Annotated in this window: 23 protein-coding genes and 1 pseudogene; 9 read left to right on the top strand and 15 right to left on the bottom strand. The window is 69.1% G+C overall.

Going from position 1 to position 23039, the window contains the following annotated elements:
• Positions 1 to 75: 75 nt before the first annotated feature.
• The 9 genes from OG963_RS41020 to OG963_RS40980 form a co-directional block, all read right to left on the bottom strand.
• On the bottom strand, positions 76 to 684 hold the full coding sequence (locus tag OG963_RS41020; protein ID WP_319740323.1) for a bifunctional 4-hydroxy-2-oxoglutarate aldolase/2-dehydro-3-deoxy-phosphogluconate aldolase: 609 nt from the start codon (positions 682 to 684) through the stop codon (positions 76 to 78).
• A gap of 31 nt (positions 685 to 715) precedes the next feature.
• On the bottom strand, positions 716 to 1000 hold the full coding sequence (locus OG963_RS41015) for an HPr family phosphocarrier protein (RefSeq protein ID WP_030931699.1): 285 nt from the start codon (positions 998 to 1000) through the stop codon (positions 716 to 718).
• Between the two features lie 118 nt (positions 1001 to 1118).
• On the bottom strand, positions 1119 to 2234 hold the full coding sequence (locus OG963_RS41010) for a DgaE family pyridoxal phosphate-dependent ammonia lyase (protein ID WP_319740322.1): 1116 nt from the start codon (positions 2232 to 2234) through the stop codon (positions 1119 to 1121).
• 17 nt (positions 2235 to 2251) lie between these two features.
• Positions 2252 to 2974 carry a DUF4310 family protein gene (locus OG963_RS41005; protein ID WP_078879168.1) on the bottom strand — a complete coding sequence of 241 codons (723 nt, stop codon included), beginning with the start codon at positions 2972 to 2974 and terminating at the stop codon, positions 2252 to 2254.
• An 11-nt stretch (positions 2975 to 2985) separates the two neighbouring features.
• Positions 2986 to 3777: a DUF4311 domain-containing protein gene (locus OG963_RS41000; RefSeq protein WP_319740321.1), complete on the bottom strand. Its 792-nt coding sequence runs from the start codon at positions 3775 to 3777 to the stop codon at positions 2986 to 2988.
• Positions 3778 to 3784: 7 nt separating this feature from the next.
• The gene (locus OG963_RS40995; RefSeq protein WP_319740320.1) at positions 3785 to 4120 is read right to left on the bottom strand and encodes a DUF4312 family protein; all 336 of its coding nucleotides are present in this window, start codon (positions 4118 to 4120) and stop codon (positions 3785 to 3787) included.
• Entirely contained in the window at positions 4117 to 4482 is a 366-nt protein-coding gene (locus tag OG963_RS40990; protein WP_319740319.1) for an SFCGS family glycine-rich protein, read from the bottom strand. Before OG963_RS40990 ends, OG963_RS40995 begins: the two co-directional genes overlap by 4 nt.
• A gap of 47 nt (positions 4483 to 4529) precedes the next feature.
• The gene (locus OG963_RS40985) at positions 4530 to 4937 is read right to left on the bottom strand and encodes a hypothetical protein (RefSeq protein ID WP_319740318.1); all 408 of its coding nucleotides are present in this window, start codon (positions 4935 to 4937) and stop codon (positions 4530 to 4532) included.
• A complete protein-coding gene (locus OG963_RS40980; RefSeq protein ID WP_371800074.1) occupies positions 4934 to 6145 on the bottom strand; it encodes an amidohydrolase/deacetylase family metallohydrolase in 1212 nt (403 codons plus the stop codon). The genes OG963_RS40985 and OG963_RS40980 overlap by 4 nt, the downstream gene beginning before the upstream one ends.
• Before the next feature lie 133 nt (positions 6146 to 6278).
• On the opposite strand from OG963_RS40980, the gene OG963_RS40975 reads away from it, so the two are divergent.
• The 3 genes from OG963_RS40975 (at position 6279) to OG963_RS40965 (ending at position 9514) form a co-directional block, all read left to right on the top strand.
• Positions 6279 to 7025 (top strand): IclR family transcriptional regulator, encoded by a 747-nt coding sequence (locus OG963_RS40975; RefSeq protein ID WP_319740316.1) that lies wholly within the window; start codon positions 6279 to 6281, stop codon positions 7023 to 7025.
• A gap of 109 nt (positions 7026 to 7134) precedes the next feature.
• Complete coding sequence (locus OG963_RS40970; protein ID WP_371800073.1) at positions 7135 to 8346, top strand: epoxide hydrolase family protein; 1212 nt, start codon at positions 7135 to 7137, stop codon at positions 8344 to 8346.
• Between the two features lie 169 nt (positions 8347 to 8515).
• A complete protein-coding gene (locus tag OG963_RS40965; protein WP_371800072.1) occupies positions 8516 to 9514 on the top strand; it encodes a bile acid:sodium symporter family protein in 999 nt (332 codons plus the stop codon).
• Positions 9515 to 9951: 437 nt separating this feature from the next.
• On the opposite strand, the gene OG963_RS40960 is transcribed toward OG963_RS40965, so the two are convergent.
• The 3 genes from OG963_RS40960 to OG963_RS40950 all read right to left on the bottom strand — a co-directional run bounded on the left by OG963_RS40960 (position 9952) and on the right by OG963_RS40950 (position 13663).
• Positions 9952 to 10212 (bottom strand): hypothetical protein, encoded by a 261-nt coding sequence (locus OG963_RS40960; protein WP_319740313.1) that lies wholly within the window; start codon positions 10210 to 10212, stop codon positions 9952 to 9954.
• Positions 10213 to 10601: 389 nt separating this feature from the next.
• A complete protein-coding gene (locus tag OG963_RS40955; protein WP_319740312.1) occupies positions 10602 to 11405 on the bottom strand; it encodes a VanZ family protein in 804 nt (267 codons plus the stop codon).
• A 170-nt stretch (positions 11406 to 11575) separates the two neighbouring features.
• A complete protein-coding gene (locus tag OG963_RS40950) occupies positions 11576 to 13663 on the bottom strand; it encodes a SpoIIE family protein phosphatase (protein WP_319740311.1) in 2088 nt (695 codons plus the stop codon).
• Between the two features lie 573 nt (positions 13664 to 14236).
• On the opposite strand from OG963_RS40950, the gene OG963_RS40945 reads away from it, so the two are divergent.
• Positions 14237 to 16624 carry a SpoIIE family protein phosphatase gene (locus tag OG963_RS40945; RefSeq protein WP_319740310.1) on the top strand — a complete coding sequence of 796 codons (2388 nt, stop codon included), beginning with the start codon at positions 14237 to 14239 and terminating at the stop codon, positions 16622 to 16624.
• A gap of 131 nt (positions 16625 to 16755) precedes the next feature.
• On the opposite strand, the gene OG963_RS40940 is transcribed toward OG963_RS40945, so the two are convergent.
• Complete coding sequence (locus OG963_RS40940; protein ID WP_319740309.1) at positions 16756 to 17514, bottom strand: IclR family transcriptional regulator C-terminal domain-containing protein; 759 nt, start codon at positions 17512 to 17514, stop codon at positions 16756 to 16758.
• A gap of 411 nt (positions 17515 to 17925) precedes the next feature.
• Here OG963_RS40940 and OG963_RS40935 point away from each other — a divergent pair, with 411 nt between their 5' ends.
• The gene (locus OG963_RS40935) at positions 17926 to 18195 is read left to right on the top strand and encodes an SH3 domain-containing protein (protein ID WP_362273872.1); all 270 of its coding nucleotides are present in this window, start codon (positions 17926 to 17928) and stop codon (positions 18193 to 18195) included.
• A 250-nt stretch (positions 18196 to 18445) separates the two neighbouring features.
• Positions 18446 to 19777, top strand: coding sequence for a PP2C family protein-serine/threonine phosphatase (locus OG963_RS40930; protein ID WP_371800071.1), 1332 nt, complete (start codon positions 18446 to 18448; stop codon positions 19775 to 19777).
• 136 nt (positions 19778 to 19913) lie between these two features.
• On the opposite strand, the gene OG963_RS40925 is transcribed toward OG963_RS40930, so the two are convergent.
• The gene (locus tag OG963_RS40925; protein WP_371800070.1) at positions 19914 to 20294 is read right to left on the bottom strand and encodes a hypothetical protein; all 381 of its coding nucleotides are present in this window, start codon (positions 20292 to 20294) and stop codon (positions 19914 to 19916) included.
• A gap of 119 nt (positions 20295 to 20413) precedes the next feature.
• Between OG963_RS40925 and OG963_RS40920 the strand changes: the two genes are divergently transcribed.
• The 3 genes and pseudogenes from OG963_RS40920 to OG963_RS40910 form a co-directional block, all read left to right on the top strand.
• A complete protein-coding gene (locus tag OG963_RS40920; RefSeq protein WP_030931772.1) occupies positions 20414 to 20575 on the top strand; it encodes a hypothetical protein in 162 nt (53 codons plus the stop codon).
• Positions 20576 to 20927: 352 nt separating this feature from the next.
• Positions 20928 to 21296: a PRC-barrel domain-containing protein gene (locus OG963_RS40915; RefSeq protein WP_319740306.1), complete on the top strand. Its 369-nt coding sequence runs from the start codon at positions 20928 to 20930 to the stop codon at positions 21294 to 21296.
• Between the two features lie 189 nt (positions 21297 to 21485).
• Positions 21486 to 22127, top strand: a pseudogene (locus OG963_RS40910) (thiamine pyrophosphate-dependent enzyme); the annotation flags it as partial.
• A 165-nt stretch (positions 22128 to 22292) separates the two neighbouring features.
• Here the strand turns inward: OG963_RS40910 and OG963_RS40905 are convergent.
• Complete coding sequence (locus OG963_RS40905; protein WP_371800069.1) at positions 22293 to 22892, bottom strand: DinB family protein; 600 nt, start codon at positions 22890 to 22892, stop codon at positions 22293 to 22295.
• Between the last annotated feature and the right edge of the window lie 147 nt (positions 22893 to 23039).

The following is a 23039-nucleotide window of genomic DNA, read 5'->3' as shown; positions in this document are numbered from 1 at the left end:
GACCCGGCCACTCCGCTCGGCGGGCCGGGGCGCGGACGCGCGGCAGTCGAGGTGGGGCGGCCCTCACCCACGTCGCTACAGCTGCTGCTGCAGCCGCTCCACCGCCTCGCGCACATTCCCGTGAGCGGTGAGGTCGCTCCCGATGCTCACCGAGAAGGCACCGGCCGCCAGCCACTCCCCCGCCTGTTCGACACCGACGCCGCCCGTCGCCATGATGCGCGCCCCCGGGAGCACGGACAGCAGGGACTTCAGGTACGGGATGCCGCCCACATGCGCGGGGTAGAGCTTGGCGACGCCTCGGAGTGCGGCGGCCCTGATCTCGGTGGGGCTGTGGCCGCCCTCGACGAAGAGCCGGTCCGCGTCGTCGGCGACCGGTCGTACTTCCGGCACCTGGAAGGGGCTGACGAGGAAACGGGCACCGGAGGCCAGGCCGGTTTCGGCGATCTCGGCCGAGGTGACCGTGCCGAGCCCGACCAGTACGTCGGGCCTGCTGCCCGTCCAGTGCTCCACCAGCCCCTCCCAACCCGGCGTGGTCGCGGTGAATTCGAAAGCGGTGATGCCGGCCGCGACGAGCTGGTCGGCAAGGGCGTGGGCGCTGTCGGCGTCGGCGGCCCGTACGGTCGGCACGGCGCGGGCGGCGGCGAGTCGGTCGATGACGTCCTGTACGGCGGGGGTGAGGGGCATGGGGGTCTTCCGTTCGTGAGCGGTCGTGCGGTCAGGCGGGCGCGGCGATGGCGGCAAGGGCGTCGACGGCCTGTCGGGCCGTTTCCTCGTCGACGCCGTCCGCGCGCAGCACGATCTCCTCGCCGCATCGGACGCTGAGGGCGAGCAGGGAGAGCACGCTGCGGGCATTGACGGGCCTGGCCTCGGGGCCCGCGTCGGCGCGGGCGACCGTCACCTGGGCGTCGGTGCGGGTGGCGGCTTGGACGAATGCGGCGGCGGGCCGGGCGTGGAGCCCGGACTCTTCCGTGACCACGAGGCGTCGTTCGACGACGGGCACAGCGATACCTTCCTTACGGAGTTTTGTGGGGGCGAGGGGCCGGCCCGTGCGGATGTGCGGCCCCGTCTCGCGGCGTTGCCGGACGGGGAGCTTCAGTGCGCCGTGCGGTGGCGCCCGATCAGTCCCGGGCGGGGAGCAGCTCGGTCAGGCGGCGGACCAGGATCTCTTCCTCGGCGTCGGACAGGGGACGCGGATCGACGGCCAGTCGCCCCGAGGATGCGTGGTGGTCGCGGAGGTGGATGCCGGGGGTTCCCGCGACGAGTTCGGCCGCCAGTGACACGGCGTCACGCCCGGCGGCCTCCGGGTGGACGGTGAGTTCCGTGCGGAAGATCTGCCGGCCCGCCTCGTCCTGCACCACGCGCGCTTCGATCCCGGGCAGGGCGCCGAGCCGCGCGGCGAGAGCGTGCATTCGGGTGCGCTGCCGTTCCCCTTCGGAGGTGGTGGCCGCCCTTCCGTACGTGCGTACCGCCTGCACCAGGCCGGCGACGGTCTCCTTGCCGACCTTCATCGGCCGGCCGATCCCCGCGTACTGGGCTCGGCATGCGGCGATGAGCTCCGACGAACCGCAGATGAAGCCGGAGGCGGGGCCGCCGATGGCCTTGCCTCCGCTGTAGACGACCAGGTCGGCGCCGGTGTCGGGCCATCGCCGCAGGTCTTCCTCGGCCGCCGCGTCGACGATGACCGGAATGCCGTGCTCACGTCCGACGGCCACCGTCTCCGCCAGCGAGACCATGCCCTTCTGTACGGCATGGTGCGACTGTACGTACATCAGGGCGACGGTGCGGTCGGTGATCGCACCTTCGAGGTGGGCCGCGCGGACCTTGTTGGCCGACCCGGCCTCGACTGCGCGGCCGCCGCCGAGCGCGATCATCTGGGTGAGGGGCGCGCCGAAGTGGACGGCGTGGCCCTTGGGGAGGATCACTTCGCAGGGACGATCCCCCGCGTCCGGAAGCGCCTCGATGCGGGCGACGTCCGTTCCGGCGACGAGGGCGGCGACGGCTATGGCGACGCCGGAGGCCGCTCCGGTTGTCGGGCACGCGTCCTCGGTACCAGCGGCGGCGGCCAGTTCACGACCGGCGGCGACCATCAGGTCGTCCATGACGACATGTGCCCTTGCCGCCGCGCCCATCGTCTCGATGGTCTCCTCGGAGAGCCTGCTGCCTCCCAGGGCGGTCATCTTCCCGTTGGCGTTGACGGCGGGTGTGAGGCCCAGGGTGTCGTAGAAATCTGCCATGGTCGTTCTCCTGTCTCTCAGCTGCCGGGGATGGGGAAGATGACGCCGAAGACCATCGCGCCGAGGATGGCTCCGCCGGTCAGCGGCTTCTTCCACAGGTAGAAGAGGAGCGCGCCGATGGTGGAGCCGATGCCGACCGGGAGGGAGGCGGTGGCAGCCGCGATGATGACCAGCGGTCCCAGGTAGCGCCCCGCGGAGTTGCCGGCGCCCATCATGACGTCGGCTCCGAAGGTCGACGTGTTGCCCGGTGAGTTCAACGTCGCCCGGCGTATGGCGATGATCAGCAGGCCGATGAGCGCGCCGCAGAGTGCTCCGGTGGGCAGGGCCAGCCAGAAGTTCTCCAGGGGCGCGGTGATGCCGGCCGCCAGGAGCATCGCGGGGATGCCGATGCCCACGCCGGTCTGCAGGGAGCCCCCGATGTCGAGGATGCCGACCATCGGTCCTTCGATGATCCGGGCGAACAGGAATCCGGCGCCGAAGGCCGCAGCGGCGCCGTAACTCCCGTTTTCCATACCGGCCTTGAGCAGAGCGGTGACGGCGATGTCGCTGAACGTACCGGTGTGGTAGACGTAGTAGAGGTGTGTTCCGGTGAAGATGCCTGAGGCCAGCATCGCCACGAAGAGCGGGAAGGCCCATTCGGAGAGCCAGAAGCTGCCCTCCTGCGGCACGTTCACCTTCGAGGATGTCGGCGCCCCGGCGTCGGAACCGGCCGAGGCGGCACTGGCGGTCGCGTGCGTCATGAAGGTGCCCCTCAATCGGTGGGTTCGGTGCCGGTGGCTTCGTGCAGTTGATGCAACCAGTTCGGGGCGTGGACCTTCATCTGCTCCAGGATGTCCAGGTCGACGCCTCGCAGGAAGGCGCTGGCGATGAAGAGGACCGCGACCGCGCCGGCGAGGACGCGGGTCAGGCGGGTCCAGCCGAGGTCGTCCAACGCCTTGCCGATGACGATGCCGAGGACGATGCCGGGCACCGCGTTCCCCATGACGATGTGCGCGACACCGCCGAGGACGGTGCCCCACGCGCCGGTCCGGCGGCCGGCGTCGACGGCCGCCATCCAGAAGACGATCGGCATCACAGGGTTGATGAGCCACTCGGACGCGGGCCCAAGGACGTCGGCGGCGATGCGCTGGAGCGAGTCGGGGATCGACGCGGCAGTCGTGTTGAGCGCCGAGACGAGCACGATGCCCACACCCGTACCGACGAACGCCATGCGCCGCGGGTTGTGCAGTGTCTCGGTGAGGTTGCGGTTCTTGACCATGGACAGCGCCGCGGCCCAGTGGGGCACGATCCGGTGGTCGACGTCGGAGCTCAGGGCGCCTGTGCCGACGGCTCCGGCCCAGGCGTTGAAGAAGAAGCCGAGGCCGAAGGAGAAGTGGGCGACCGGGTCGTTCTCGCAGGCGTTGAGCTCTCCCAGCGTACGGAAGGCGCCCATGCCCTGGACCTTCGGCGCGTGGAACATGCGGGCCACGCCCGCCGAGGCGGCGAATCCGATCAGCCCGCCGACGACGATGGATTCCAGCAGAATGGTGAGTGTCTGATTCATGGCCGGTTCACCTCATGTGGAGCGCGTGCTGGAGCGGCGTGAGGCGCTCCTCGCGGACGATGAAGTCGAGTCCCTCCAGGTCGAGGTGGCCGGCGCGCACCCGGACCAGCAGGTTCAGCTCGAAGCGGCGGCGCGCACGGGCGAAGAGCAGACCCAGGAAGCGCTCCGTCCAGCGGTACTCGGTGGCGGACGCCACCTCCAGCGACTGCGGTTCGACGCGGTAGCAGACGCCGTCGACCTGCTTGCCGACCTCCTGCCGGACCTGCTGCATCGCGGCGGCGAAGGCCCTCTCGCGGGTCGGGCCGGTGCCGGTGACACGGACCGTGAGCAGCGTCTCCCTCATGCCTGCTCACCCAGCTTCTTCAGCAGCGCCCCGGCGATGGCCCGGCCGAGCTCCTCGGTGTCCATGAAGCCGAACCCCAGCACGGTGCGGCCCTGTTCGACGGCGGTGATGCCCGCCTGAACCGAGCGCATGCCGAACTCGATGTCGTGCCCGTACTTCGCCTTGGCCGTGACGGCTCCGGCGCCGCCGCTGCCGCAGAACGAGATGCCGAGCGCGGCGCCCTCGGCAGCCATGATGTCGCCGACCTTCATGTCGGCGCCGGGGCCGGGGATCAGGACGGGCTCGGCGCCGGCCTTGCGGATGCCCTCGGCCACGCTGTCGCCCTTGCCGAGGCGGTGACCTATCACGATCTTCACAGTCATGCTGGTGCTCCTTCAGGGTCTGTCGGGGGTGGGGTACGCGCGGTGCGTCACGCGGGAAGGTCGAGCGCGGACGTCGACTGCCGGGCCGCCTCGAAGTGCAGCGCGAACAGGAGCACTTCGGTCTCGCTCGGGGTCTGGGCACGCGGCGTGCAGTAGAGGGCGAGCATCTGCCTCACATCGCGCAGTCGTTCTTCGGGCACTTCGGCGAAGACTTCGGGGCCCAGGTCGTCGAGGCGCTCGCCGTCCCGCATCCTGCGCACGAAAGCCAGCGCGTGGACGGCGATGGCGAGCCGCCGCTCCTGGGTCGGGGACAGCGTCTCGTCGGCCGCCTGCTGCTCGACGAGCGTGAGCAGCACGAGCAGTTCTGCCCGGTCGTCGTCGGACACCGGTCGGGAGGTCTGTGCCACCGTCTCGGCGAGGAGGTCGATCAGGGAAGACAAGGATCGGTCGGTCACGCAGCGGCCTTTCGGTGGTCGTGGAGGTGGGTGAGCAGCCCTGCCCGCACGACGGCGACAGGCACCAGCCGGCGCCGCGCGGTGCGGGTCTCGCCCTCGGCGTCGGTCAGTCCCGCTTCCTCCGCATCGAGGCGGAACAGGCTGACGTCGGCGCAGGAACCGACCCCGAGGTCCGCCAACTCACCCGCGAGGCCGAGCACTTCTGCCGGCCGCCGGGTCGCGCAGTCGAGGACCTCGTGGAGGGGCAGCCCGAGCACGAGCAGTTTGTTCAGCGTCGTGGCCAGCGAGTGGACCGGCCCTTCGACGTTGCGCAGATGCAGATCCGAGCCTGCGGTGTACGGGCGGATCCCCGCGTCGAGCGCCCGTTCCGCCGTCCGGAACGAGAAGCTGGCGCTGCCGTGGCCGACGTCCAGCCGAACGCCCCGTTCGAGCGCGGCGCGGGCCTGCGGCAGCGGCTGCGCGCCGCCGCCGAACAGGCCACCCGTCTTCCCGTGGAACGCGTGGGTCACCACGTCGCCCTCGTCGAGAAGGTCGAGCACGTCCCCCAAAGCGGGCGGTGCGTTGCCCACATGCACCATCACGGGCACGTGTCCGATCTCGGACCGCAGGCGGGCGGCCGTCTCCTTGGCCACCTTCAGCGGCAGGAGGCCGCTGTCGCCCAGTACGGAGCTGCTCATCCGGACCTTGAGGCCGCGGATGCGGTCGCGATGGCGCAGGAGCAGTCCGGCGGTGGCGTCGACATCGATGTCAGCGGCACCGCCGGCGAGTTCACGCACACCGTTGACGAGGCCGTGCCGGGAGATGTTCAGCCAGCTGAGCACGCGGGTCCTGGCGGCATCGACGACGTGACCGGCGAAGTGGTCCCAGTGGTCGCTGCCGCAGCTGCCCGCGTCCACGAGGGTGGTGACGCCCTGTTCGACTCCCGCCCGGTCGGCCTCGAGTCCCAGCCCGGTACTGGCGTGGTAGACGTGGGCATGGAGGTCGACGAGGCCCGGGGCGAGCAGATCTCCGCCTGCATCGTGCCGCTGCGCCGCCGGCGCCGCCGCCAGACTCCCGGCCCCGCCGATGTGGGCGATCCGGCCGTCGCGGACGGCGAGTTCGACCGGCTGGAGCTCGCCCGTGTCCGGGTTCGGGCGATTGGCACCGGTGATCACGAGGTCGAACGGATCCGGATCTTGTGAAGGGATTGCGGAGTGGTGTACAGCCATGGATGGCCGCCTTTCCCTTGCGGGGGTGGGGAGGCAGACACGCGGCAGCGAGAAACCGCCGCGTTCCGTACAGTGGACTATCATTCCGCTGTACGGATTACTGGAATCTAGCTGGCTGATGCACGGAGGGTCAATGGATCACGGGAAATCGGCGAACTCTGCCGCGAAGACCTTGCGGGTTCTGCATGCCGTGGCCCGGCTCGACTCCGCGCGCAAACTCAGCGAGATCGCCGAGGAGTCCGGTATCCCCAAGGCCACCACGCACCGCCTGCTCGGCACACTGATCGAGGAGGGGTACGTCGTCCCGGAGGGCGGCGGCAGCTACGGCGTGGGGCCCCAACTACGATCCATGGCCGCCCAGGTGCTCGCGGACGACACCGTCGGAATCGAATCGACCCTGCGCGCACTCCAGCAACGCCTGGGGCAGGCAGTCCATCTCGCCGTCCTGGGCGGCGAGTTCGCCACCTATACGCACAAGGTCGAGCCCGGCCACGCGTACCGCATCGCCACCGGCGTCGGCATGCCCGTACCCCTGCACGCCAGCGCCGCCGGAAAGGCGCTGCTCGCCTACCTTCCCCCGGCGGAGGCGGCCGCCCTCCTGGACCGCGCGGGCCTCCCCGAACGCACCACCCACACCATCACCGACCGCGGACGGCTGGACGACGAACTGGCACGCGTACGCGAGCAGGGATATGCGTCCGAGTACGAGGAGGCCGACGAATCGGTCTGCTCGATCGCGGCCCCCGTACTGGACCGGGACGGCTATCCCAGAGCCGCGGTCTCCGTATCCTCACTGACCTTCCTGGTCACCGAGGAACAACTGCGCACCTTCGCCCCCACCGTCTGCGACACCGCGGCGGAAGTCGCCCGGAGACTGTGACCCACCCGAGGCAGACGCCGGCCGGGCGGTCCGGCATTCGTTGTCGGGGACACGGTGGGCACGGACGACGTCCGCGCTTCCGGAGCGCCGGTACGTAGCATGTGCAGGCATGACGACGTCGACCGACGAGACCATCCACCCGTTCCGCATCGACATCCACCAAGACGAGCTGGACGATCTCCACGAGCGTCTCGACCGCACCCGCTGGCCGGACGAACTGCCCGGAGTGGGCTGGGCATACGGCATTCCACGCGACTACCTCGAGGAACTCGTGAGGTACTGGCGGCACGAGTACGACTGGCGTGCCGCGGAGTCCCGGCTGAACCAGTGGCCGCAGTTCACCACCACGATCGACGGGGCGAATATCCATTTCGCTCACATCCGGTCGCCGGAGCCTGATGCGACCCCGTTGGTCATGACGCACGGCTGGCCGGGCTCGATCGTCGAGTTCGCCGAGGTCGCCGGACCTCTCACCGACCCGCGAGCCCACGGCGGCGACCCTGCCGACGCGTTCCACCTGGTGCTGCCGAACATTCCCGGGTTCGGGCTGTCCGGGCCCACCAGGGAACGGGGCTGGGAGTTCAAGCGGGTCGCCGCCGCATTCGCCGAGCTGATGGAGCGCCTCGCCTACGAACGGTACGGGGTACAAGGCGGTGACTGGGGAGCAGCCATTTCCCGGGAGCTCGGCCGGATTCGGCCCGACCAGGTCATCGGCGTACACCTGAACCTGCTGCCGAACTCAGCCGCGACGCAGGACCCCGGCGCGGACGACCTGGACGCGCTGGGCCCCGCCGAGCGCGAGCGGACGCTGGCCTCCTGGCAACGCATGCGGGAATGGAGCAGTGACCGCCAGGGCTACGCCGACATCCAGTCCACCCGGCCGCAGACCCTTGCCTACAGCCTCACCGACTCACCCGTGGGTCAACTGGCCTGGATCGCGGAGAAGTTCAAGGAGTGGACCGACTCCGACAACCGCCCTGAAGACGCCGTCGACCGCGACCAGATGCTCACCAACGTCATGTTGTACTGGCTCACCGGCACAGCAGGCTCGTCCGCCCGCATCTACTACGAGCGCGCGCATGCCGACTACCGGGGCACACCACCTGAGCCCTCGACGACGCCGACCGCGCTCGCCGACTTCCCCCGGGACAACTTCATTCCGCTGCGGCACATCGCGGAACGGACGAACAACATCGTGCAATGGACGCAGTACGACCGCGGCGGGCACTTCGCGGCCATGGAACAGCCGGACCTGCTGGTCGGCGATGTAAGGAAGTTCTTCCGGGACTTGAGAGACCGTCGACGGAGCCACCACGAGTGACCCGGGTCGCCGGTCCCCGATCGAACCCGTGCACCACTTCCTGGGCGCTGCCGCTCGCATCTCCCCAGGAAGCTGTCGTTCGAATCCTGGACACCATGACCATATATCGAGACTCGGTTGCGAAGGGCCGGGCCCGCATCGTCTCATCACGCTCGTGCAAACCGAACAGATGATCACTGATCGCCCGGCGTCCGGCGACAAGGCAGCCCGACGCGCCGTCACCGTATTTCCCGTCCTCGTACTCGTGGCAGGCGCAGCCGGCCTCGTCTCGCCCGGCGCGTTCGCGGGCTGGACGAGCTCGGTTCCCTACCTGCTGGGAACCGTCATGTTCTGCATGGGACTGACGATGACCCCACTCGACTTCAGAGGCGTGGCGAAGCGTCCGTGGGCCGTGGCGATCGGCCTGGTCGCGCACTACGTGATCATGCCGGGGCTCGGCTGGCTCATCGCCCATCTGCTCGGGCTCCCGCCACAGTTGGCCGCCGGTGTGATCCTGGTCGGCTGCGCGCCGAGCGGCACGGCGTCGAACGTGGTGACCTTCCTGGCCCGCGGCGACGTGGCCCTGTCCGTCTCCGTCGCCACCGTCTCCACCGTGCTCGCCCCGCTGGTGACGCCGCCGCTCACACTGCTGCTGGCCGGTGCGTACCTGCCGGTGGACGCCGGTTCGATGATGACGGACATCCTCAAGACGGTGCTGCTTCCGGTGCTCGGTGGCCTGCTGGTGCGGCTGGTCGCGGGCAAACTCGTCGACCGGGTGCTGGGCCTGATGCCCTGGCTGTCATCGCTGGCCGTCGCCGCGATCGTCGCCGCCGTCGTGGCAGGCAGTGCCAGTGCCATCAAATCGGCCGCTGTCAGCGTGCTGATCGCCGTCGTGCTGCACAACGGCTTCGGACTCGCTCTCGGCTACGGCGTGGGCAAGGCCACCGGACTCGGCCGACCCGCCAGCCGCGCCATGGCTTTCGAGGTCGGCATGCAGAACTCGGGGCTTGCCGCCTCACTGGCGACCGCTCACTTCAGCCCACTGGCCGCCCTGCCGGCAGCGGTGTTCTCCGTGTGGCACAACATCTCGGGCGCCCTGGTCGCCGCCTGGCTGTCCCACCGGTCACGGCACAGTCGTCCGGCGCCCGCGGCCGCCGGCCACGCACTGGCCACAGCCGAGGAAGCCTGACAAGAAACGTCCGGACGGCCCCGGCGCCGATTCGCGGGGTCGTCGCAACCGGCCGGTCGACCGGACCGCGAACAGACGCCTGTCGGGCCGACCGGCGTGCTCGGATTCGGCTGGTCAGGTCGTGACCTGAGGGCCACGAAATCCACGGCAGCCGGCGGACGGGGCACGAGGCCGGTGCCCCGTCCGGGGCCGGCCCCACCGGCTGCTGTCAACTTCTCTCTTCACCTGGGCGGTTGTCCCAGCGCCGGATCCTCCGGCTGCGGCGGATGATGTCGCGCACGGGACACGTTCACGTGACCCCTACCAGCCAGGGTGTGGAGCGTCTTGCCGCCGTCCCGGTACTCGTTTCCCCACACCGGCCGCCGCGTCGGGCTGAGTGAGTGATCCCGGTCGGGGTCGAGATCAAGCTCGGTCAGCGTGCTCCGGCGCGCGCTCGCTCATTTCTGGCCGAGCTTCATGCGCTCGGTCAGACCGCCGATCTCGCTGCGGAGCTTCTGCACGAAGTCGGCAAGGCACGCCAGGGCGGACTCGATTTCGACCACTACGGCAGCGTGTTTGTCCATGGTGGCTGCGTGCTCCAGCTGTGCCCACACAGCTGCTTCCGCCACCAGTGCGTTGCGCTGGGGACTTGCGACCGGGTGCCGGGATGCTTGGGCGAGCAGTTCGCAGGCCTTCTTGCCGGGGGCGCTGTCGGTCATGCCGAAATCCTTCCAGCGGGACACGCGCAAAAGGGATGGTGGGCGTGCCGATCGGGCCTACGGCCTCCTCTGCGGTCCAACCGAGCCGGCCGAAGGGGACCAGTCGATCACCCGCCTGCCGTCATCGATTCGCATGAGCACGTCTCCGCTGGTCATGGCCGCACACCTCCGCTCCGGCCCGTACCCACGAGCCGCTCGGCCGCAAGCAGTACTCATAGGCGCAACGGCGCCCACTTCCATAGTGGGGGCCGCAGGTGGTCCACCGACAACAGCAAAGAACGCGCTACGGGCTCGGTCGCCCAGGAGACGTCAGCCATGAACGGTCGCGCTCGTCCCCCTCGAAGGTGCGGGCACGACGCGGGGGCGGCGAGGCTCCCGGACTCGGCAGGTCACCGGTCACGGGTCAGAAGTCGGCCGAACAGTGCGCGTCCCGAGGCAACCAGTCCGGACCCGCCACGGCCGGTCGAGGCCCTGCTCCGCGACTTGGACTTGGACTTCGGCTTCACCTTGGACTTGACCTTGGACACAGGCGTGGCCTTGGTCCTGGATGACGGCTTGGACCTGGGCTTGGGCTTGGTCTTGGACGCCGGCTTGGACTTGGTTTTGGACGCCGGTTCGGGCTTGGTCCTGGACGTCGGTGCGGACTTCGGCGCAACCTTCCGCTTGGGCTTCGGCTCCGGAGCCGCCTCCGCTCTGGTCGTCCCCTCCGCCAGGAGGTGATAGCGATGGCTGATCCGCCGCCCCGCCAGGAGATATCCGAGCAGTGCGCCGCTCGTGTTGAGGATCGCGTCGTCGATGTCGAAGGCGCGCCCGGGGACCAGGGCACCCTGGACGAGTTCGATCACCACCATCACCGTCACCGTCAGCGCGACCATGCGCAGCATCCGAAGCCGGCGCGGCACGAGAATCGGCAGCAGGATGCCGAACGGGACGCCCAGCAGGAGGTTTCCGCCGGCCTGCTTGCAGGCCGCGAGAAAGGTGTAGTCCTCTGCGTACTGCCGCAGCGACCTTCCTGGCCGGAGGTTGGACCGGACGAGCTCCTCCGATGCCGGTGACGGGGTGAGCGTCACCTTCGCCAAAGCGATGGAGAATGCGGTCAGGGCCAGGAATGTTGCCACCAGGACGAGCGCACGCAGCAGCGTGGTTCCCCACACTCTGCGTCGCCGAGCTTCACTGTCCACCTCTGCAGCCATGGCACACAGTTGCCCTCATCGGCCGCGAGCACACCTGCGGAACGCTCTGTCATGCCCTCGCGGGCCGGAAGGGGACGGAGGCAGGCGACGCGCAGGGCCGCTCGACGATCCCCCGCGCCCCAGCACCCCCACAGCCTCCATGGGGCGAGGCGCAGGCAGGATGCCGACGGTCACGATCGGTGGCCGTTCGCGCGGCAGATGAGGAGGGCGACGTCGTCGTGGTCGTGCGGATGGCGCAGCGCACCCAGGAGGTGGTCGCAGGTGGCTTCGAGTGTCGGTTGCGGCTCGGTGAGGAGGTCGAGGAGGGTGTTCAGACGGGTGTCGATGGGTTGGTCGCGGGTTTCGACGAGGCCGTCGGTGTAGAGGAGCAACTGGTCCCCGGTATCGAGCTGCAGGGTGGTCTGCTCGAACGCGGCGAGGCCGACGCCGAGGGGGGTGCCGGTGGGCAGTTCGACAAGTTCGGGTGGCCCTCCGAGCCGGGTCAGGACGGGCGGTATGTGGCCGGCGAGGGCGATCACACAATGCATGCGATGCGGGTCGTAGACGGCGTAGATGCAGGTGGCGAAGCCGGGCTCAAGGCCCGCGGCGATGTGATCGAGGTGCAGGAGGACCTGCGCGGGGTCGAGGTCGAGTTCGGCCAGGGTGCGGACGGCGGTGCGGAGCTGTCCCATGGTCGCGGCAGCGTTGATCCCGCTGCCCATCACGTCACCGATGACCAGGGCGGTCTTGTCGCCCGCCACGGGAATGGCGTCGAACCAGTCACCGCCGACCTCCGCGGAGACCTGGGCCGGCTGGTAGCGATAGGCGATCTCCAGGCCGGTCGGCTGGGGTGGCAGGTGGGTCATGAGGTGGCGTTGCAGCGTCAGGGCGGTGCGACGCTGGTTCTGGTACAAACGGGCGTTGTCGATGCGCACCGCAGCTCGGTCGGCCAGCTCGACGGCCAGGACGACGTCGTCGGGGTCGAACGGCAGCGGGTTGCGTGCGCGGCACAGGTCCAGGGCGCCCAGGACTTCACCGCGGGCGATCAGCGGCACGGCCAGGTAGGCGTGCAGGCCGGCCTGGGCCAGGAGGGCGGCTCCCCGTGGCTCGGCGGCGATGTGCTGCAGGTCCGTGTCGGTCACTTGATTCACCAGGACGGGGCGGCCGGTGATCACACACTGGGTGATGAGCCGGTCTGCGGCGTAGGCGGCCATATGTCCGGTCTGATCGGCCGCGTAGACGGCGTCGGTGGGATAGGCGGCGGTGACTGCCAGCGCCCTGAACACGGCGGGCGCTCCGGGGGACACAGTTTCCGGTTGCCGGTCGTCGAGGACTGCGTCGAGGATGTCGACGGCGGCCAGATCGGCCAGCTCGGGCACCAGGATGTCGGCCAGCTCCCGGGCGGTCTTCTCCACATCCAAGGTGGTGCCCACCATCGCCGAGGCCCGGGCAATGGTCGCCAGCCGCTTGCGGGCAGCGGCCGCCTCCAAGCCGGCGCGGTGCCGCTCGGTACTGTCCACCACCGACGCCGCCACACCCAGCACCCGTCCGGCGGGATTCTCGAGCCGGTAGTACGACACCGACCGGGCTATTTCATCGCCCGGATCGGTCGGGGACCGGCCCACGATGAAGTGATTGATCAGCGGTCTGCCGGTGTCCAGAACCTGCCGCATCATCGACGCGACGGCCCCGGTGTCGTCCAGGAACCGCAGGACCTGGTGGACGTCCCGGCCGATGTGCTGGGCCGCCGATTGACCGTTGAGGCTCTCCAGCGCCGGGTTGACCATCACGTACCGCAGGTTGCTGTCCAGAACGGCCAGACCGATCGGGGACTGGGCCACCAACTGCACCGACAGCGCCAGGTCCCGTTCCACCTCTCGCAAGGTGGCCTGATCGGTCGCGATGCCCAGGGCGTACGGCATTCCCTGCTGGCCCAGCAACCGCATGTTGCGGAACTCCACCAGCCGCGTGCTGCCGTCCTTGTGCCGCACGGGAAACACGCCGGCCCAGGTTTCGCCACTGCTCATCACCTGCGCGAACAGGTGCAGGACGAGGTCGAAGTGCTCGGGAGCCACCAGCAGGGGGGCCGCGAACCGGCCCAGCGCCTGGTCGGCGGTCCAGCCGAACAGTTCCTCGGCCTGCGGACTCCACAACGCGATCCGACCCGCGCTGTCCAGCACCACCGCGGCCACACCCAGCACGTCCAGCAGCCCACCCGGCTCGGCCGGGGCGACCCCCACCGACGCAGGACCCTCCGGGAACTCACCGGTGGCACCCATGAGGCACCTCTTCTCCCGAAATACATAGCCGTGCCCGACTCCCTGGCCCCCTCACCAGGCATCGTCTTCCATCCTCTCTCCCGACGCTACCGACCACAGCCTGAGGCCCTGGCGGATGGAAGGCGGAGAGAATGCAGTACGAGGAGTTCTCCGACTGAAGGCCGGGGGGGTGGGCGGGGTGGCAGCCACCCGTCTGGGTCAAGGGCCGAACACACCCATGGGAGAACCCGCGCGAAGGCGGTCCACGGCCGGGCGAGGCCCTCAGGAACCTCCGCAGTGCTCCCACTGCTGGTGGAAGCCCGACACCTCCGGCGGACGGCACTCGACCCGCCGTCCCGCCTGACTCCGCGGCGCGGACGCGGCACCACCGGGTCGGATCGCGGGCTGATCGGCTCCGTGCCGGCAGCCGATCGCCGACAATCGTTACGGACCGTCACCGAGGTGCGTCTCACTGGTCACCCCCGGGGTCCGATTCACCGCATCCAGCACGTGCGACCCCGCTTGGCGCGATCTGACGGCAGGACCGAGAGATCCTTGAATCACCAGTGGACTCGAAGGCGAGATGATCGGCCCATGGACACACCGGCAAGCACGCCAGGTGACTCCCTCACCCCCGCCGCGGCTCTGGCCGTGGCGGCTCCGGATGGCACGCTGACCGGCTGGAGCACCGGTGCGGAGCAGTTGCTCGGGTACTCCGCCGGTGAGGCCGTAGGTCGGCTCGCGACGGCGCTGCTTGCTGCTCCCCTCCCCGCCGGGGTCCGTGAGCGTTTCGATCGGCAGGAGGATTGGACAGGACACGTGGTACTCCGCCACCGGGACGACAGCGCCGTCGAATGCCGGCTGCGGGCACGCCCGCTGCCCACCGGTGACGGGCGAGCCGGATGGCTGCTGGAGGGAATCAGGGAGGAAGAGGACGACCGCGAACAGGACCCACTGATCCGCTGGTCGTTCGACCAGTCCCCGTTCGCCCTGGCGATCTACGACACCGAGGGCAGGTTCCTGCGGGTCAATGAACACATGACCAAGCAGCTCGCCGCCACGGAACGGGACGTTCGCGGGCTCCGGATCACCGAGCACATGCCCGATCCTGCCTTTCGAGCCCCTGAGCAGTCGGTCGATCACGTGTTGCGTACCGGGGAACCCGAACACATCGAGAACTACGTCAAGGTGCCGGGCGAGCCCCAAGCCCACCCCTGGACCATCCATTTCACCCCGCTCAAGGACTCCCTCGGCCTGGTGCAGGGCGTGCAGCAGGCCGCTCTCGACTTCTCCGAGCAGTACGCGGCCCGCGAACGTCTGGCGCTGCTCGATGAGGCCAGCAGGTGTATCGGCAGCAGCCTGGACGTGGCCCGCACCGCGCAGGAACTGGCCGACGTAGCCGTGCCCGACCTCGCGGACTTCGTCTCGGTCGATCTTCTCGACGCCGTGCTGCTCGGGGACGAGCCCCCACCGGTTCCCGACGACGGTCCTCTGGTACTGCGTCGCGTGGCCACCCGCCCCGTCGCAAAGGCTGTCGTCGCGGTCGGCGGGTTGTCCCGCTACCCGGAGTTCTCGCCGATCGCTCGCAGCCTGGCCACCGGCCGCGGCACCCTGCACCAGGTCGGCGAGCCCGAGGTCACCCACTGGCTGGCCCACGACCCGGTCCGGTCCGCCTGGATGAGCCGACAGCACGCGCACTCGATGATGGTGGTGCCGCTGCGCGGCCGCGGCACCAACCTCGGCGTCGTGTTCTTCGCCCGCCTGGATCCGTCTGCCGCACCGTACGAGCAGGCAGACCTGCAGATCGCCAAGGAGCTTGCGGCACGCGCCGCGGTCTGCCTCGACAACGCGCGCCGCTACACGCGCGAACACACGACGACGCTGGCCCTCCAGCACAGCCTTCTGCCACAGGGGATCGCCGAGCAGGTCGCGGTCGATGTAGCCAGCCGCTACCTGCCCGCAGACTCGAAAGTGGGTGTCGGCGGTGACTGGTTCGACGTGATCCCGCTCTCCGGCGCCCGCGTCGCCCTGGTGGTCGGCGATGTGGTCGGTCACGGGATCCACGCCTCCGCCGCCATGGGCCGGCTTCGCACCGCGGTACGCGCCCTCGCCGACGTCGATCTGGCCCCGGACGAGCTGCTCGCGCATCTGGACGACCTGGTCGTCCGGCTCAAGTCCGGGCCGGAGGCCGGAACCGGGGCCCCCTTCGGAGAGTTCGGAGCCACCTGTCTGTACGCGGTGTACGACCCCATCTCCCGCAAGTGCTCACTCGCCAGCGCAGGCCACCTGTGGCCCGCTCTGGTGACCCCTGACGGCACGGTGGACTTCCTCGAACTGCCCACCGGCCCGCCGCTCGGCCTGGGCGGACTGCCGTTCGAGGCGGTTGAACGCGAACTGCCCGAAGGCAGCCTGCTGGCCCTCTATACGGACGGCCTGGTCGAGGCACAGCATCGCGATGTCAACACCGGCCTGCAGACTCTGCGCACGGCCCTCGCCGACACGTCTCCGTCGTTGGAGACCACCTGCGATCGCGTGCTCGACACTCTGCTCGGCGAGCGGCCTGCCGATGATGTCGCGCTGCTCCTCGCCCGCACCCGCGCTCTGGACAACGGACACGTCGCTGTCTGGGATCTTCCCGCCGATCCGGAATTTGTGGCCGAGGCCCGTTCCAAGGCGACCGCCCAACTGCACGCCTGGGGACTGGACGACCTGGCCTACGTCACCGAACTCGTGGTCAGCGAGCTGGTGACCAACGCGATCCGCTACGCCTCCGCACCCGTTCAGCTTCGGCTGATCAAGGAACGGACGCTGATCTGCGAGGTCTCCGACGCCAGCAGCACCGCCCCCCACCTGCGCCGTGCCCGCATCTTCGACGAGGGCGGACGGGGCCTCATGCTGGTCGCTCAGCTCACCGAGCGCTGGGGAATGCGGCATACCGGCACAGGCAAGACCATCTGGGCCGAGCAGCCCCTTCCCGAGTAGGTGTACGGGGAACCGGTCACGCGGCTCACCGGGCGGCACGGGGCCATGAACCGGGTGCCCAGCACACCGCTCGCCCACGCGTGACCAGGCGCTCGCGGTGCGTGGACGCGGCCGGCGGACCGGGTCCGGGTTCAGTCAGGGAGCGAGAGCCTCCTGGTCAAGCACATCGCCGCCGACAACATCCCCACCCTGACCCGAGTGGTCCGGTACATCCAGTCCGACCGGAAGGAGATGCCGAGCGAACCGACCTGGTCACCGCTGTACACGGGCACCGCGGCACACGTCGTACCGCGGCGGTACTCTTCCCGGTCCATGACGACCGGCTCTGTCCGCGAGGAGTCGAGTTCCTGCATCAGCTCCTCCCTGCGCGTGATGGTGCGGGGGGTGAGTTCGGCCAGGGAGTGCCGGGAGAGGTAGTCGGCGCGCGCCTCCTCGCTCAGCTCACGCAGCACGCTCTTGCCCAGCGCGGTGGCGTGCCCGGCGTCCTGGAAGTCCACCCAGAAGTCCACACGCGGAGCCTGCGCACTGTCGACGATCTCCATGACACGGATTTCGCCCTGCTCGTACAGGCTCAGATAGACAGCGACCGACAGATCGTCCCGCAGGGACATCAGGACAGGTCGGATGCGCTCCACCAACCCCTGCCCGTCGTGCTCCGCACCCAGCGGGTGATGTCTGCAGGAGAGGGCGAATGCGCCGTCGTCCAGTTCAGTCACGTATCCGTCCCGGGCGAGTGCGGGCAGCAGTCGCTGGACGCCGGCCAACGGCAGTCCCGTCTCCGCGGCAAGCTGCTGCGCGGGGGCACCTGCCTCGTGCGCGCCTACGGCCTCCAGCAGGCGCAGGGCCCGGTCGACGGACGCGATGAGCTCGGGGCCGGTCTGGTCACCCATGCCACCAAGCATGGACCCGGTGCCGGAGGGCGGCAAGGCGCCTTGCTACGTGCCCACCCTGACGCAAGGAGTGAGGAGCGACGACCGTACGTGGGAGTCCGCCCGGTTCACCGCCCCCGCGTGTCCCGGTAATCGCCCTCGCCGGCTTGGTGGCCCGGTCGTGATCGTCTTTTCGAGGGATCGACGCGCTGCCGCAGCACAGGGTGCGGGGCGTATGCAGCTCGGAGTGATCCGATGTGATCCGGAGTCAATGGATGAGCGAGAGGGATGATCATGTTGAAGATCTTGGAGAGGCGGGCTCGGCACATCGCAGCGAGCTCGGGGGCTGCCGCAGTCGTCGTGCTCGGTTCCCCGCTGCTTGCGGCTGCTGCTCCCGCTCAGTTCGCTCCTCCCGTACAGCCTTATGCCACGGTGACCAGCCAGAGTGGTTTGAACGAGCGGCAGTACCCGAGCACGGACTCGTCGGTGGTGGCCGTCCTCGAGTACCAGGATCAAGTGGGCCTGCGGTGCAAGGTCCGTGCGCAGACCATCGCCGGCAACGACGTCTGGTACCTGCTGCGTGACACGCAGGCATGGATCTCGGCGAGTTACGCAGCACGGACCGGGACGGTCCCGTACTGCAAGGACGTCCAGGTGAACCGGCTCACTCACAGCCCGCAGGCAACCGACGCCATGGGATGACCGGGCCTGTCCCTCAGATGTTCGCACCATGGCGAACCGTGGTCCTGATGGCCCCGCCCGAAGCCACGGTCCGCCACGGTGTGCCCCGTTCCGTCCGGCCGCGGACGCGACCCACGTCGGCCTCTACGACAACAACGAATCCGTCACTTCCTCGGCAAGCGCCGGAGCGGCCGTGACCGGCTCATCGGCGCACCACGGAATGAGCGACGGTCGGCGACGCGTTGGGAGGTATAGGGCGAGGAGCAGCGACGTGACAACTGCGAGCATCACCACACCACTGGGCCGGATCCTTCGGTCCTGGCGTCGGTCGGCGCCGGGCCCCCTGTGGTTGGTGGTGCCCCTGACGCTCATCATCGCCATACCGGTGGCCGACTACTTCCTGCCGCCGGACATTCACCTGGCCCACCTGCTCATCGTGGCCCCCGCGGTCACTTCCGTCGTCTCGGGCCCTCGGCTCACTGCTCTGATCGGCGGGCTGGCGGTGGCTTCACTCGTCGTCGCGGGGACGGAGCGGGGCGTCCTGACCACCGAGAGTGTCCTGGTCGAGTTCGGGTCCCTCGCGGTGCTCTCCGTGCTCTTGGTGATCTTCGCGCTTCTGCGGGACCGACTGTGGCTGGAACTGCGCCGGGTGCGTTCGGTCTCCGACGCGACACAGCGCGTCGTCCTGCGCCCGCTGCCGGAGAGGGCCGGGCCGGTGTCCATCGCTTCGGAGTACCGCAGCGCCGAGGCCGACACCCGCATCGGCGGCGACCTGTATGCCGTGGCCCGCGCCTCCGACTCCACTCGGTTGGTCATCGGGGACGTACGGGGCAAGGGCCTCGCCTCGATCAGCGACACCGCGATCATGCTCGGTGCATTCCGCGCCGCGGCCCACCGCCAGTCCCCACTGCCGGAGCTGGTCGCGTACCTGGAGGGCGCGGTCCGGTGGGGTCTGGCGGAGTTCTCGGAGTCCTCGGGGTCCGAGGCGGACGTCGGGGAACGCTTCGTGACCGCCGTGGTGGTGGACATCCCGGACGACCAGCCGGTGGTCCACGTGATCAGCTGCGGGCATCCGCCGCCGCTTCTGCTGCGCGACGCCACCGCGACCGCGCTCACTGTGCCCTGCCCCGCACTGCCTCTCGGTCTCGGAGGGCTGTCCGACGACACCTACGTCCAGGCGACCTTTCCGTTCGCCTGCGGCGACCGGCTCCTGCTCTACACAGACGGCGTCAGCGAGACCCGCGACGTACAGGGCACCTTCTATCCGCTTGCCGAGCGCGCCGCCGCCTGGACCGATCAGGAGCCCGGACCACTGGTGCAGACGATCACCGCCGATCTCAAGGCGTTCGCGGCAGGCCCACTGAACGACGACATGGCGATGATCGTCGTCCAGCGCGACAAGACACCGGACGGTCCGAGCACGCCCTCGAGTCAGCACATCGTCCCTCACGACCGTCATCATCCGGATGCGTCGGCCGACGGCGTGGTGCGCGGCATCGGCGACCACGGACCGACACACGGACCCGGCAGACCCCACGCACACCCATCGCACCCGGCGGGTGCCGGTAACAACTGGAGACAGACTCCCAAGACGGCCGAATGAGTCGGAGCAGCGGGCAGGACGTACGGAGTGGTCCGGCACCGCAGGCCTCGGGTCAGCCTGTTCCGTTGGGCGCTGATCGGGAGCGGGTCGGCCGGTGGGGGTCGCGCCGCTCCAGCCGGCCAGGATGTCGAGGGCTTCAGCAGTGGGTGAGGCCGGCTCCGGGTGTATATGACAAGAGTCTGCTCGGGTCGTCCTCGACGGCCAGGACGACGTAGCCCAGGGCGGGTCGCCGACCAGCGGGGGCTGGAGGCGTTTCGTGCCGGTGGTGTGGGCATGAACGTCGTGGTCGGCCCACATGGGCAGAGAACGCTTCGCTGTGCGGGGACAGTTCGCCGATCAGCTCGGTGAGCTGTGGGTCGTCGGGGTGGCGGCCCGGCGTACAGGCGCAGGGTGGCGACGCAGTCGCGGCCACCCGTTCCCGGTCGGCGTACAGCGTGCGGGCGGCGGTGGCCTTCCGGACGAGCGCTGCTGCGCTGTGGGTGTCCACGGCCCAGGGGCATCCCCATTCCAGCCGCATATCCAATTCCGGAAGAGAGCAGGTCAGATTGCACTGACGTGCCCGAATGCAGGCTGATCTCAATTCGTGTGCATGGTCAGGGAATGGTGGGGCAAGCGATGGTACGGAGGTCGATAAATATGGTTCCCCTGCTTCTCGTTCTTCTGCTGGCCCTGATTCTCTTCGGCGCGGGTTTTGCGCTGAAGATTCTGTGGTGGGTCGCGATCGCCGTGCTGGTCCTGTGGCTGATCGGCTTCGTCGCCCGCCCGAAGGGTGGCAGTGGCCGCTGGTACCGCTGGTAGCCGACACCTTCGGCGCATTCCAAGCAGTGCAGGGCGGTGGCCCGTCGTCTTCCGGACGAAGCAGCAGGCCACCGCGTTCACAGCAGGCGCCGCCGCTGTTTTCCGATGGCGGATTGAAGCCGGATATCGGGGGAAGGCGGACGATGCCGGGTGGTCGCCGTGACTCAGCACAGAGAACGCCTGCCCTTCTGAAGATTGGAGAAGGTCCCGATTCACTTTTCCATCGGGGCGACAATCTTCGGATGCGGGACACCCGGACCGCACGCGGTCGAAACCGCTGTGCACGACGTACGGAGAAAGGAGGCCGGCGGGAATCCCTGCCGCCCTCCGTTTACCGGAGGAGTTGTTTCGCGTGACTGAGAACGTGTGGAATTACAAGTCGACTGCGGGCCGTGCGACGGGCCCCGACCTCACCGGCTACAAGGTCGAGGCGACGGACGGCAGCATCGGGAAGGTCGACAAGCATTCCGATGAGGTCGATGACGCCTACCTGGTGGTGGACACCGGCGTGTGGATCTTCGGCCGGGAGGTCCTGCTCCCGGCGAGCACGGTCGTCGGCATCGACCCGGACGAGCAGAAGATCTTCGTCGACCGCACCAAGGAGCAGATCAAGGACGCCCCGGAATTCGACCGGGAGAAGCACCTCGGCGACCCGGGCTACCATGCCCAGCTGGGCACCTACTACGGCGCCGGCACACCCTTCGGCGGTCCGTTCATCTGACCCTGCGTCCGTTCTGTGCCGCACGGCCCCCGGGACTCCTCAAGGAGTCCCGGGGGCCGTCGCATGCCCGGCAACGATGCTCGGCCGACAGGATGTTTGCCGGCCATGCCTCATCAGAGGTGCCGCCTCCGACTCGGCAGATCGTCAGTCACGACCGCAGGCCTGTGCCCGTCGGACAAGGATGAGGGGCTCCGCTCGGCGCTCGACAATCCCGGGAACGGAGTAAGGCCCGAGGCACTGGCCGCCACAGTCGACCGGGTCGCCGCCGACACCGCCGTCTTCACCTCCGACACCGGAATGGCCACCGTGTGGCTCTCACGATTCGTGGAGATGCGCGGTACACGACGCCTCCTGGGCTCGTACAACCTCGGCTCCATGGCCAATGCCATGCCACATGCTCTGGGAGCGCAGTACCTCGACCCATTCTGCGATGACGGCGGCCTGAGCATGCTTCTCGGTGATCTCATGACCCTCAAGACCGGCAATCTCCCCGTCAAACTCGTCGTCTTCGACAACCGCCGCCTCGGCATGGTCAAGTTGGAGCAGGAGCAGGCGGGACTGCCTGAGTTCGGTACCTTGCTGGACAACCCGGATTTCGCCGCGGTGGCCACCGCCATGGGCATCACCGGCATCCGCGTCACGGACCCCGCCGAGCTGGACGAGTCGGTACGACGCGCATTGTCCACGCCGGGGCCGCTCCTGCTCGACGTACTGACGAACCCTGACGAAATCGCCGTCCCGGCCGAACCGACACTCGCACAGGGCTGGGGATTCGCCGTCGCCAAGGTGAAGGAGGTCGTACGGAGTCACCGCGAGCCCGGCTCCGACTGATCCGGGGACCGTCGACTCCCCCATGTGCCGGCAGTTGACGGCACCGCCGGGCGCGCTCACACCACCGGCGATGCCGGGGCGGCTGTCGAGCCGCAGACGCTTCCGGCCGTGCGGCGCCGCACGGCCAACCCGCGAACCGGTGGTGTCGGCCGTGGCGGCGCGGGATCAGCCGTTGCCTGCTTCCCGCGCCGCGCGCTCCAGTCGGCTCCGGTGACTCTCCCACCACGCCTGATCGCCCGGTGGCACGTTGTCACCGCCCTTCAACAGCCCGACGGTCCCGTCGATGAGCTCACGCACGATGTCGGCGTGACCGGCGTGCCGTTGCGTATCGGCGATCACACGCACCAGGACGTGGTGCAGTGTCACCTCCCGTCGTTCCTCCGGCCACCACGGGACGTGACCGATCGCGTCGAGCGTGAGCGTCGCGAGCGTGCTGTTCGAGTGCTCCCACACCTGGCGGTACAGCCCGGTGATCTCCTCGCGCGACTCGTCCGCGGTGGCCCACATGTCCGCGTTGGGTTCGGCGTCCTCCGTGTACCACCAGGGCGGCGGTTCGTCGTCGAAGAACGGTCGCCCGAACGTGTCGCCGAGGTACCCCACCTCCACGCCGGCGACATGCTTGACCAGTCCCAACAGATTGGTTCCGGTGGGTGTCAAAGGGCGGCGGACGTCGTACTCCGAGAGCCCGTCGAGCTTCCACAACAGGGCGTCACGACCGTCTTGCAGGTAGCGAAGAAGATCCGACTTCGGGTTCGGTTCGATCATGCCGGGCAGTCTTCCATTCGCCACTGACAATCAGGCTCTGCAAGGCAACGCACGACGGTGCCGCAGGGACTCTGCCTCGCGACACCGTGGTGGATGCTTTCACCGGCCGGCCAGCCGGCCTCCCCCGCGACCGTCCTTCCGCGATTC

This window comes from Streptomyces sp. NBC_01707 (genome assembly GCF_041438805.1).
Lineage (GTDB): Bacteria > Actinomycetota > Actinomycetes > Streptomycetales > Streptomycetaceae > Streptomyces.
This window is presented reverse-complemented; position numbering and strand designations above follow the sequence as displayed.

Excerpts from the sequence above, each read along its gene's own strand:
- OG963_RS41020 (WP_319740323.1), bottom strand. The coding sequence starts at position 684 with ATGCCCCTCACCCCCGCCGTACAGGACGTCATCGACCGACTCGCCGCC.
- OG963_RS41010 (WP_319740322.1), bottom strand. The coding sequence starts at position 2,234 with ATGGCAGATTTCTACGACACCCTGGGCCTCACACCCGCCGTCAACGCC.
- OG963_RS41005 (WP_078879168.1), bottom strand. The coding sequence starts at position 2,974 with ATGACGCACGCGACCGCCAGTGCCGCCTCGGCCGGTTCCGACGCCGGG.
- OG963_RS41000 (WP_319740321.1), bottom strand. The coding sequence starts at position 3,777 with ATGAATCAGACACTCACCATTCTGCTGGAATCCATCGTCGTCGGCGGG.
- OG963_RS40995 (WP_319740320.1), bottom strand. The coding sequence starts at position 4,120 with ATGAGGGAGACGCTGCTCACGGTCCGTGTCACCGGCACCGGCCCGACC.
- OG963_RS40990 (WP_319740319.1), bottom strand. The coding sequence starts at position 4,482 with ATGACTGTGAAGATCGTGATAGGTCACCGCCTCGGCAAGGGCGACAGC.
- OG963_RS40980 (WP_371800074.1), bottom strand. The coding sequence starts at position 6,145 with ATGGCTGTACACCACTCCGCAATCCCTTCACAAGATCCGGATCCGTTC.
- OG963_RS40975 (WP_319740316.1), top strand. The coding sequence starts at position 6,279 with ATGGATCACGGGAAATCGGCGAACTCTGCCGCGAAGACCTTGCGGGTT.
- OG963_RS40970 (WP_371800073.1), top strand. The coding sequence starts at position 7,135 with ATGACGACGTCGACCGACGAGACCATCCACCCGTTCCGCATCGACATC.
- OG963_RS40965 (WP_371800072.1), top strand. The coding sequence starts at position 8,516 with ATGATCACTGATCGCCCGGCGTCCGGCGACAAGGCAGCCCGACGCGCC.
- OG963_RS40960 (WP_319740313.1), bottom strand. The coding sequence starts at position 10,212 with ATGACCGACAGCGCCCCCGGCAAGAAGGCCTGCGAACTGCTCGCCCAA.
- OG963_RS40955 (WP_319740312.1), bottom strand. The coding sequence starts at position 11,405 with ATGGCTGCAGAGGTGGACAGTGAAGCTCGGCGACGCAGAGTGTGGGGA.
- OG963_RS40950 (WP_319740311.1), bottom strand. The coding sequence starts at position 13,663 with ATGGGTGCCACCGGTGAGTTCCCGGAGGGTCCTGCGTCGGTGGGGGTC.
- OG963_RS40945 (WP_319740310.1), top strand. The coding sequence starts at position 14,237 with ATGGACACACCGGCAAGCACGCCAGGTGACTCCCTCACCCCCGCCGCG.
- OG963_RS40940 (WP_319740309.1), bottom strand. The coding sequence starts at position 17,514 with ATGGGTGACCAGACCGGCCCCGAGCTCATCGCGTCCGTCGACCGGGCC.
- OG963_RS40925 (WP_371800070.1), bottom strand. The coding sequence starts at position 20,294 with ATGCGGCTGGAATGGGGATGCCCCTGGGCCGTGGACACCCACAGCGCA.
- OG963_RS40920 (WP_030931772.1), top strand. The coding sequence starts at position 20,414 with ATGGTTCCCCTGCTTCTCGTTCTTCTGCTGGCCCTGATTCTCTTCGGC.
- OG963_RS40905 (WP_371800069.1), bottom strand. The coding sequence starts at position 22,892 with ATGATCGAACCGAACCCGAAGTCGGATCTTCTTCGCTACCTGCAAGAC.